The organism is Marinilabilia salmonicolor JCM 21150, from assembly GCF_000259075.1.
Lineage (GTDB): Bacteria > Bacteroidota > Bacteroidia > Bacteroidales > Marinilabiliaceae > Marinilabilia > Marinilabilia salmonicolor.
Genome location: NZ_AJKI01000034.1, coordinates 1 through 8,460 on the forward strand (window position 1 = coordinate 1; position 8,460 = coordinate 8,460).

Consider the following 8,460-nt stretch of genomic DNA (forward strand, 5'->3'; position numbering starts at 1 on the left):
CTCTCGGCTTGATACAATCTTTGCGGGTTTGAATGCCCCGGCCGACCGCATACAGGCCAACGTTATGGGCAAGCTAGCAGCTGCAACAAAACAAACAGGATATGAAAGACTTTGAAAAAAATATATTGAAATACATACTGATTTTAGTAGGAATGTTTTTGGTAATATTTCTCTTCAACACAATTGTCCTAACTTCTATAAATTTCCATCAATTCAAAAACTTTGACAAGGCATATAATCTATTTAAAATAATTCCACCTATAGTCATTAATATCATCTTTGGATTTATTTTATATATTGACTGTCGCACCGAGATAAGAAACCGATATTTGATACCTATACTTGGAGCTGTAATGCCAATTGTAGGACTAATGTTTTATTTTATCGAGAAATATGCACTCTTAAAAATTTATAATAATGATAAGTAAGACTGATATCACTAGATTAATAGCAAAATATGCACTACTATTAATAATATTTTATCTAATCCAGTTTCTGTTTAGTCACGCTATAGACTATTATATCAAACAAATAGAGGCAGCTGATATGAGTAAATTCTGGATATCTAACATTAGTACCCTGATATTTATTTTATTAAATATTATTACAGCTTTAATTGTACGTTCTGACATAAAAAGATTAAAATTGAAATCAAAATATCTTATCTTTTTGACCCTTGTATGGAGACCAATAGGTATATGTTTATTTTTTATAACATTATTAAACCAGACAGAAGAGGAATGATATATAGCCAGCCCATAACAAAGCTATGATACGCCAGCCGTGGCATCCACAGCATATTGAGGGTTTTGTATTTCCCAAAACCATGCGTTCAAGCTGATAAATCCACAGCTGGTCTGAAACCACGCCCAGGCGCATATAGCCGGGACGTTGCCAGTAATGTAAAAACAAAACCATGAAACCAATCACAATAACTTTAACCATAATTTTAATCGGACTAACTTGTCAATCACAAGAATTGGCTAATCCAAAGAAAATCCGATTTAAAGATAACTATGAACACAAATACACTAATACAGAGTTTCCTGAAATTTTTCTAGATGGATTTGAGCTCACCGAAGTTCATGCTTTTGACAAAAAAAAGAAAAATATTGCAATTTCCTACAAAAAAGACACAGAGCCAGTTGGAGAATTTACTATCTACATATATCCAGCCGGAGAAGCGACCGAAAATCGCTTGAGAAATGAGTATTTATCTTCAATGCAATCGGCAGCAAATTTTACTGAGAAAGGATTAGGAGCGACTCAATACCCTGTCAAGTACAACGGTAATAAAATAGTTTGCAATGGATTCAAAGCTGATTTTAAATCAAAAAAAGATGTAAATTCAAGTTTATCAGTTTACGAATGTGGAACTTGGTTTTTTAAACTTCGATTTACCACAGAAGAAAATGATTCAATGCAAATAGCTAAAATAGAAAACTCAATTCTTGAAAAATTTGATCCTTCTCTTCTTGCAGAACAAAAAAAGCTTAACAAAAAAGCTAATGTCTATTTTTCAAAAACCGCCTTTAGAGATTCTATACTTTTAGGGGCGGCAATGGGGAGCGCCTACAAAAAAATTGAATGGGTAATGGAACAAATTCCAGAAAAAGAAAAAGCCTCTGGATTTCCTGGACACTATCTTGAAATGCAAATAGCTTCTTTTAAAGAATTTATTGCCTTTGATAAAAAATATAATTACAAAAAATCTGAATTCACTCAAAATTATTTAAATGAACTAAATGTGTTAATTGAATCCGACTTTTTAGATGAATATATAATGGAACAATTTTCTATGGTTATGATTGTACCGGAAGAACATGAATTTAACTTTGATAACTATGAGAAATGGAAAACGAAGAACAATCCTACAATTAACTTAAACCAAATATTTTATGTGATTGAATTCGGACAAAAGGAATAACACTACTGGCAACAAAGCTATCATACGCCAGCCGTGGCATCCACAGCATATTGAGGGTTTCGTTTTACCCTCTCCCATGCGTTCAAGCTGATAAAGCCACAGCGGGTTGAAAGCCACGCCCAGGCGCATATAGCCGGGACGTTAGCAACAATTTAAAAAGACAATAACATGCTAAAAACTAGAAATATATTTATTGATACTCAGGCATTTGTTGCAAACAATTTCTTTGAAAATAAAAACTTGAGAAGATTAGCTGAATTTGGGAATAAAGAAACTATAAATATTTATCTTACTGAAATAACAATCAATGAAATAAAATCTAATATTAAAGAGGAATTACTTAATGCACAGAATGAAATAAACCAATTTAAAAAATCAATATCTGGAAAGAGTAAAATTCTCAAAAATGTTCCAGAGTTTAAGCAGTATATTGATTTACCCCCCTTAAACATCAAAGTCGATTTTAATAAACTAACAAAAGAACTCGATGAGTTTATAAAAGACGGGAAAGTTTCAATTATTCCTTATGACACAGCAAATCTAGAGGACATTATTACGAAATATTTTAACAAGGAAAAACCATTTGGAACAGGGAAAAAAAAATATGAATTTCCAGACGCGATAGTACTTTCTGCAATTGAACATTGGTGTTTGAAAAATAAATGTCAAATTTACATTGTTGGTAATGACAAAGATATGAGCGAGTATGTATCCGAAATGTTATTACCCATTCAAAAATTAAGAACTATTCTTGACTTTTTGAATAAGTTTGAAAATGAAAGAACTGTATGGATAACAGGACTTTTCAAAAAATCAGAAGAACAGATTAGACAAAAATTATCTGAATCCTTCAAGGCAAAGATTTATGATAAATTCTTTAATGAAATAAACGTAAAAAGTATAGATATTGAAGATTTTATTTTTCATGAAGAATCAATTGTACAAGACAATATTGATACTGGAGAAACAATCTTTCAATTTGAATTTGATATTTATTTTAGTACGACCATCGAATATGAGCACTTCTATGAAAGTTCAATTGACTATGATGACGAAAACGATAAATGGCCATTTAATAAATACAGAACATTAATGATTTCGATGTCGAAAACAGAAATTGCAGAAATAGCGATTGAGGCAGATTATGAACAATTTCAAAAAAATGGTCAAACAGAAAGTTCAGTATTTTGCTCTTATATTTCAATCCCAAATGAAGATGATTTTATTAAAGCTTTAAGATAATCGAAAACTGTTGCTAACGGAGCTATATACGCCAGCCGTGGCATCCACAGCATATTGAGGGTTTTGTATTTCCCAAAAATATACTTTCAAGCTGATAAAACCACAGCTGGTCTGAAAGCCACGCCCAGGCGCATATAGCCGGGACGTTGCCAAGCATTAAAATAACTAAACCCACATAAAATGAAACACTTAATAACGATTTGTTTAATATTTCAGTTCGTCTCATCATTTGGGCAAAACTGCGATTGTGAAAAAGAATTCAATTTTTTGGTAGAAAAAATCGAAAATAATTATGCAGGATTTCATGATAAAGTAACCGAAGAAAACGCTTCAGAATACAATAAATTCACATTAGAGCTTAGGTCTAAAGCCAAAAATGTTCGAACATTTCATATTTGTAGCATGGTGTTGGATGAATGGCTTGCCTATTTTAATGATAAACATTTAACAATAGGTTGGGAGAGTAATATTTATTTTACCTTCAAGGACATTGATGAGAATTCTTCAATGTTGAGGATTCCTGACTTTTCATGGAATAGTAAACAGCTGATTGATACATTGATTTTAAATAATATAGAGAAAATTACATCTAAATCAATTTTAATAATTGACTTGAGAGGAAATGGAGGAGGAACCGATTATGCTTACCAAGAACTATTACCTTTAATTTATTCAAATTCCTACATTTCAAAACGTGCTGAATATCTAGCATCTGAAGGAAATATTAGGCACTTTGAAAAAGCTTTACAAAACGGAAATATTAAGAAAGGTAAAGAGGAACAAATTCGTATTTTAATTGATAGTTTAAAAGCAAACAAAGGAGGTTACTATCAACAAAACCCAAATGATACAATAAAAGGCGATATAAAATATTCAAAACCTTCATTGGTGGGGGTTATCATAGATGACTTTTGCGCAAGTAGTTGTGAACAGTTCATTTTATCAGCAAAACATAGTAATAAGACAACAGTTTTTGGGACAAGGACGTTAGGTGTTTTGGATTATTCAAATGTTGTACCAGAAAGTCTTTTAACAAAAGGATTGTATGTTAGATATCCAATGACACGTTCAACAAGATTACCAGAAAACCCAGTGGATAATGTTGGGATAAAACCTGATGTGGAAATAAATAAACCTGTGAATTTAAATTTGAAAGATGAAATTGATGACTGGGTGATCTATGTAAATGAATATCTAAAGAAACATTTGGTAACAAAAAAATAACGACTTGGCAACAAAGCTATCATACGCCAGCCGTGGCATCCACAGCATATTGAGGGTTTTGTTTTACTCTCTCCCCTGCGTTCAAGCTGATAAATCCACAGCTGGTCTGAAAGCCACGCCCAGGCGCATATAGCCGGGACGTTAGCGGTAAGTTAGGAGAACAGAAGCTCATTATTATTATGCCATTTGAAAAAGAGTATCAAATGAATGAAAAGCACCTTAATTATTTAATTCATCTTGGGGACAATACAAAAGACTATATTGGAAATAATTCCCTAAATTGGGGGGTATCTGTATTAGGAGAAAACACGGATTTGGACCCCTATTTAAATAAACGATTTGATAGATATGAACTATTTGAATACTGTAAAAATCCTAACATAAATAACCTAAATGCTTTGGTAGCAATACTATCATGGGGTGGAATGAGACACCACCATGGCAAACAGCTTTTTAATAGTAATAGTAAAGAAATCGTTCTCAGAATAGTTGGGGACTTGCGTAATAACACGTTTAAAACCAGAAAACGTGCATTTGAAGTTTTCCAAAAAGAAAGAAATGAAGGAAATCTATCTGGAATTGGAATTGGATACTTTACCAAATTAATTTGTTTTTTATCACCCGATTTGAATGGATATATAATGGACCAATGGGTAGGAAAATCCATAAATTTATTATCAGGTATGAATATTGTTAAACTCACTTCAAACAAATGGGTTAATGACCAGAATAATTCTGATACTTATGAAATGTTTTGCAGCCATATAGACCATCTTGCTGAACGTTTAGGTTGTTCAGGCTTTGAAGCAGAAAAGCGAATTTTTTCACTTGGCAGAGGAAAAGGAAAATGGAGAACTTATTTAATCAATAATTACAATCCTAAAAAATTGAAACAATTCAGATAAATCATTTAAAACATACTTTATGAAAACTATACCTATAATTTCTGCTATTATTGTTATTATTGGTTGTTTCATGCCTTGGATACAACTCGGAGCATTGTTCACTAATCGCGGAATAGATAACCCAGATGGTGCATTGATGTTAATATTAGGTGTTATTGCTGGTAGTCTTGCTATTTTTAATTATTCAAAAGATAAGTCCAGAAATAAATGGATTTATTTTATGACAGGTATTATTGGTCTTATAATCGCAATTTTAGATCTTCAGGAAGTAAATTCCAGAGCTAAGGAAATAGCAGAAAGCCTAGGCCAATTTAATGCTTTTTTTGGGAGTAACACAGATATTCCTTTATTCAATTTTGTTGGTTCTGGTCTGTACATTGTTAGTCTTGGCTCATTTGGATTATTCCTCTGTGGAATTGGCATTATTAAACTTGATTCAAAAAAATCCAATGAAAAAGGACCTCTTCATTATGGCGTAGAAGTTGACAATAACACAAAAGTTTGTCCTCAGTGTGCAGAAACGATAAAAAAAGAAGCAAAGATTTGTCGCTTTTGTCACTATAAATTTTCAGATGAAGAACTCCAAATTGTTTCCAATGATATCAGTGTTTCATTAATGGAAAAAGAAAAAAAAGAATTATTAAATCTTCACCAAATGATAGATTCAGAAAAAAATAAGATGTTCGGTGGAAAAATGACTGATGAAATTGAAAACTGCATAAATGATTTATTTGTAAATCAAGAAAAAGCAGTGCAATTATTGAATGAATATATTGAATTAAATCAAACAGATTTAATAGACGAACTAAAAAAAATCAATAGTAGTTATAATGCAATAAAAAGAAATCTATCAATATTTATTGACTTGGGCATAGTGGAAGAAAATTATCCTCATTCACGAAAAGAATAAACCTACCGCTAACGGAGCTATATACGCCAGTCGTGGCATCCATGGCATATTGAGGGTTTCGTATTCCCCTCTCCCATGCGTTCAAGCTGATAAATCCACAGCTGGTCTGAAAGCCACGCCCAGGCGCATATAGCCGGGACGTTGCCGTCCATAGTAAGGAAAAAATAAACACCTACAGAAAAATATTAACTTTGAAATAATAAACAGGAAGGAATAAAAACAAAAAACCCGGCTTCATCACCAGCATAAGGACTGGGAGAGGAATGACCGGGACGACAATACAAAGATAATAATAAATGGATAGAAAAGCAATTCAACGGATTTTTTCAGAAGAAAGACTTGCACCATACGTAAAACACCATAGTGGTGATTTTGAAAATGCCGTTGAACACTACAAATCAAACATTAAGATTTCTGAAGCATTTTATCCACTTCTTTCGATTTTGGAAGTGGGATTGAGAAATAATATCCACGGTCAATTAGAGAGACGATTCAATGATAAAAACTGGTTTGAAAATCCAGAATTTATAAAATTAGTAACTCGTTTTCAGGTTGATAAAATCACTGAAGCCAGAAACGCAATACTAAGAGAGAAAAAAGAAATATCAACCGGTAAAATAATATCCGAACTTTCTTTTGGGTTCTGGACTTCGTTATTGGATTCAAAATTTGAACATTCGCTCTGGAAGAATATCCGATTTGCTTTCCCAAACTGTCCGAAAAAAAACAGAAAACGGAAAACAATGAGCAAAAAATTCAATGGGATACGAAAGCTAAGAAACAGAATATTTCATCACGAACCAATTTCTTGGAATTTGCCAGCATTGATAAATTACGAAAATGAAATGATTGAAGGAATAAATTGGCTTGATAAAGATTTAATTTCTTGGAGCCATGATTTGATACATACAAATGAAACAATTATGAATAGTAAAACCCTGATTCAATAGAAACTACGGGCGGCAACAAAGCTATTATACGCCAGCCGTGGCATCCATGGCATATTGAGGGTTTCGTTTTACCCTCTCCCATGCATTCAAGCTGATAAATCCACAGCGAGTCTGAAAGCCACGCCCAGGCGCATATAGCCGGGACGTTGTGCCGCATGCAAAAACCGTAGTGCAACTATTAAAGATCTTGGATAAGTGAAAAAGAAAAAAAAGATTCATAAAGATAAAAACGGTCGTGAATTCATTAAGGAAACATACTTTGTTGGTGGAAAAATGAAATTTCGTAGAATCTATGTAATTGATGGTATTCCAGTAGATGAATTTTATGAAAAAAATGCGACTGACTTTGATTTCTTTTTGAATGGTGACTATCATTTAATGAGTAATGAAAAATCGGTTGATAATCAATACAATGAGCGAATAAGAAAAGAATCCGATTTGCCCGATGAGGAAGATTTACCATTTTAGAATTCAAAAAAGAAAACCAATACAGAGCTAAAAACATATTGATAATAATGGATATGAATAGCCATAAAATAAATCCAGAGAAAGTTACCACTCCAATACAATTATTGGCTGTTTGGTTTATCGCCCTTTTATTATTGACAAGTGCTTTTTTTACAGCTGCATCTCAAATTCATGAACCAAAATGGATAAGTCCATTACTTGTGATTTCTGGTATTTTATTGGTATTTATATTTATCGTATTGATTTTTCTGATGCAGACAAAATATCGTCCAGAAATGCTCTCGGGTAAAGAATACTTAGAGTTTGTAGATAAAAAGTTCCATGGTTTTTCACCTGAAAATTTAACTGATAACCCAATTGATAAGATAGATGACTCGTCATTGGAAACACAAAGAATTTCAGAATATCAGAATAATTCAGGATTATTTCTAGTACATATATGGCGACCATCAAAATTAAAAGGACAAGTTGCCGATATTAGAATTAGCGTTTACCAACATGGACAAGGACCGTTGACTATGAATCAAATAGATTATATTGAATATGAATTGGGCAGAAAGTTCTTTAAAAGTCCAGTGATTAAGAGAAACGAACAAGATGATTATGCATTAGATGTTTCAGCATATGCACCGATGTTATGTATTGCAAAGGTTGTTCTTAAAGACAAAAAGACATTGATTTTAAAAAGATATATTGATTTTGATTGTTAATAAAGCGTAAGCCTTCGGCCTCGCGCATATTGTAAGCCCCCGTCTTCAGCCGTTACTTTGTGGCAAAAAATGAGGATGACATTATCAACGTTTAAAAAACTCTTTCAGGAGTATAAGGAATCGA

Annotated in this window: 8 protein-coding genes; all 8 read left to right on the forward strand. The window is 32.6% G+C overall.

Annotated elements, in window-relative coordinates; genetic code table 11:
* The first annotated feature begins 916 nt into the window (after positions 1–916).
* The 8 genes from W7W_RS0115865 to W7W_RS0115900 all read left to right on the forward strand — a co-directional run bounded on the left by W7W_RS0115865 (position 917) and on the right by W7W_RS0115900 (position 8,336).
* Positions 917–1,927, forward strand: a complete 1,011-nt coding sequence (locus W7W_RS0115865; RefSeq protein WP_010664679.1) for a hypothetical protein — start codon at positions 917–919, stop codon at positions 1,925–1,927.
* 168 nt (positions 1,928–2,095) lie between these two features.
* Positions 2,096–3,169 carry a PIN domain-containing protein gene (locus tag W7W_RS0115870; RefSeq protein WP_010664680.1) on the forward strand — a complete coding sequence of 358 codons (1,074 nt, stop codon included), beginning with the start codon at positions 2,096–2,098 and terminating at the stop codon, positions 3,167–3,169.
* 180 nt (positions 3,170–3,349) lie between these two features.
* Positions 3,350–4,393: a S41 family peptidase gene (locus W7W_RS0115875; protein WP_010664681.1), complete on the forward strand. Its 1,044-nt coding sequence runs from the start codon at positions 3,350–3,352 to the stop codon at positions 4,391–4,393.
* A gap of 203 nt (positions 4,394–4,596) precedes the next feature.
* The gene (locus tag W7W_RS0115880) at positions 4,597–5,298 is read left to right on the forward strand and encodes an 8-oxoguanine DNA glycosylase OGG fold protein (RefSeq protein ID WP_025007322.1); all 702 of its coding nucleotides are present in this window, start codon (positions 4,597–4,599) and stop codon (positions 5,296–5,298) included.
* Positions 5,299–5,317: 19 nt separating this feature from the next.
* Positions 5,318–6,208 (forward strand): zinc ribbon domain-containing protein, encoded by an 891-nt coding sequence (locus W7W_RS0115885; protein WP_010664683.1) that lies wholly within the window; start codon positions 5,318–5,320, stop codon positions 6,206–6,208.
* A gap of 296 nt (positions 6,209–6,504) precedes the next feature.
* Entirely contained in the window at positions 6,505–7,158 is a 654-nt protein-coding gene (locus W7W_RS0115890) for an Abi family protein (protein ID WP_010664684.1), read from the forward strand.
* Between the two features lie 195 nt (positions 7,159–7,353).
* Complete coding sequence (locus W7W_RS0115895; RefSeq protein ID WP_010664685.1) at positions 7,354–7,626, forward strand: hypothetical protein; 273 nt, start codon at positions 7,354–7,356, stop codon at positions 7,624–7,626.
* 47 nt (positions 7,627–7,673) lie between these two features.
* Positions 7,674–8,336: a pYEATS domain-containing protein gene (locus W7W_RS0115900; RefSeq protein ID WP_010664686.1), complete on the forward strand. Its 663-nt coding sequence runs from the start codon at positions 7,674–7,676 to the stop codon at positions 8,334–8,336.
* Positions 8,337–8,460: the final 124 nt, after the last annotated feature.

Excerpts from the sequence above, each read along its gene's own strand:
- W7W_RS0115865 (WP_010664679.1), top strand. The coding sequence starts at position 917 with ATGAAACCAATCACAATAACTTTAACCATAATTTTAATCGGACTAACT.
- W7W_RS0115870 (WP_010664680.1), top strand. The coding sequence starts at position 2,096 with ATGCTAAAAACTAGAAATATATTTATTGATACTCAGGCATTTGTTGCA.
- W7W_RS0115875 (WP_010664681.1), top strand. The coding sequence starts at position 3,350 with ATGAAACACTTAATAACGATTTGTTTAATATTTCAGTTCGTCTCATCA.
- W7W_RS0115880 (WP_025007322.1), top strand. The coding sequence starts at position 4,597 with ATGAATGAAAAGCACCTTAATTATTTAATTCATCTTGGGGACAATACA.
- W7W_RS0115885 (WP_010664683.1), top strand. The coding sequence starts at position 5,318 with ATGAAAACTATACCTATAATTTCTGCTATTATTGTTATTATTGGTTGT.
- W7W_RS0115890 (WP_010664684.1), top strand. The coding sequence starts at position 6,505 with ATGGATAGAAAAGCAATTCAACGGATTTTTTCAGAAGAAAGACTTGCA.
- W7W_RS0115900 (WP_010664686.1), top strand. The coding sequence starts at position 7,674 with ATGGATATGAATAGCCATAAAATAAATCCAGAGAAAGTTACCACTCCA.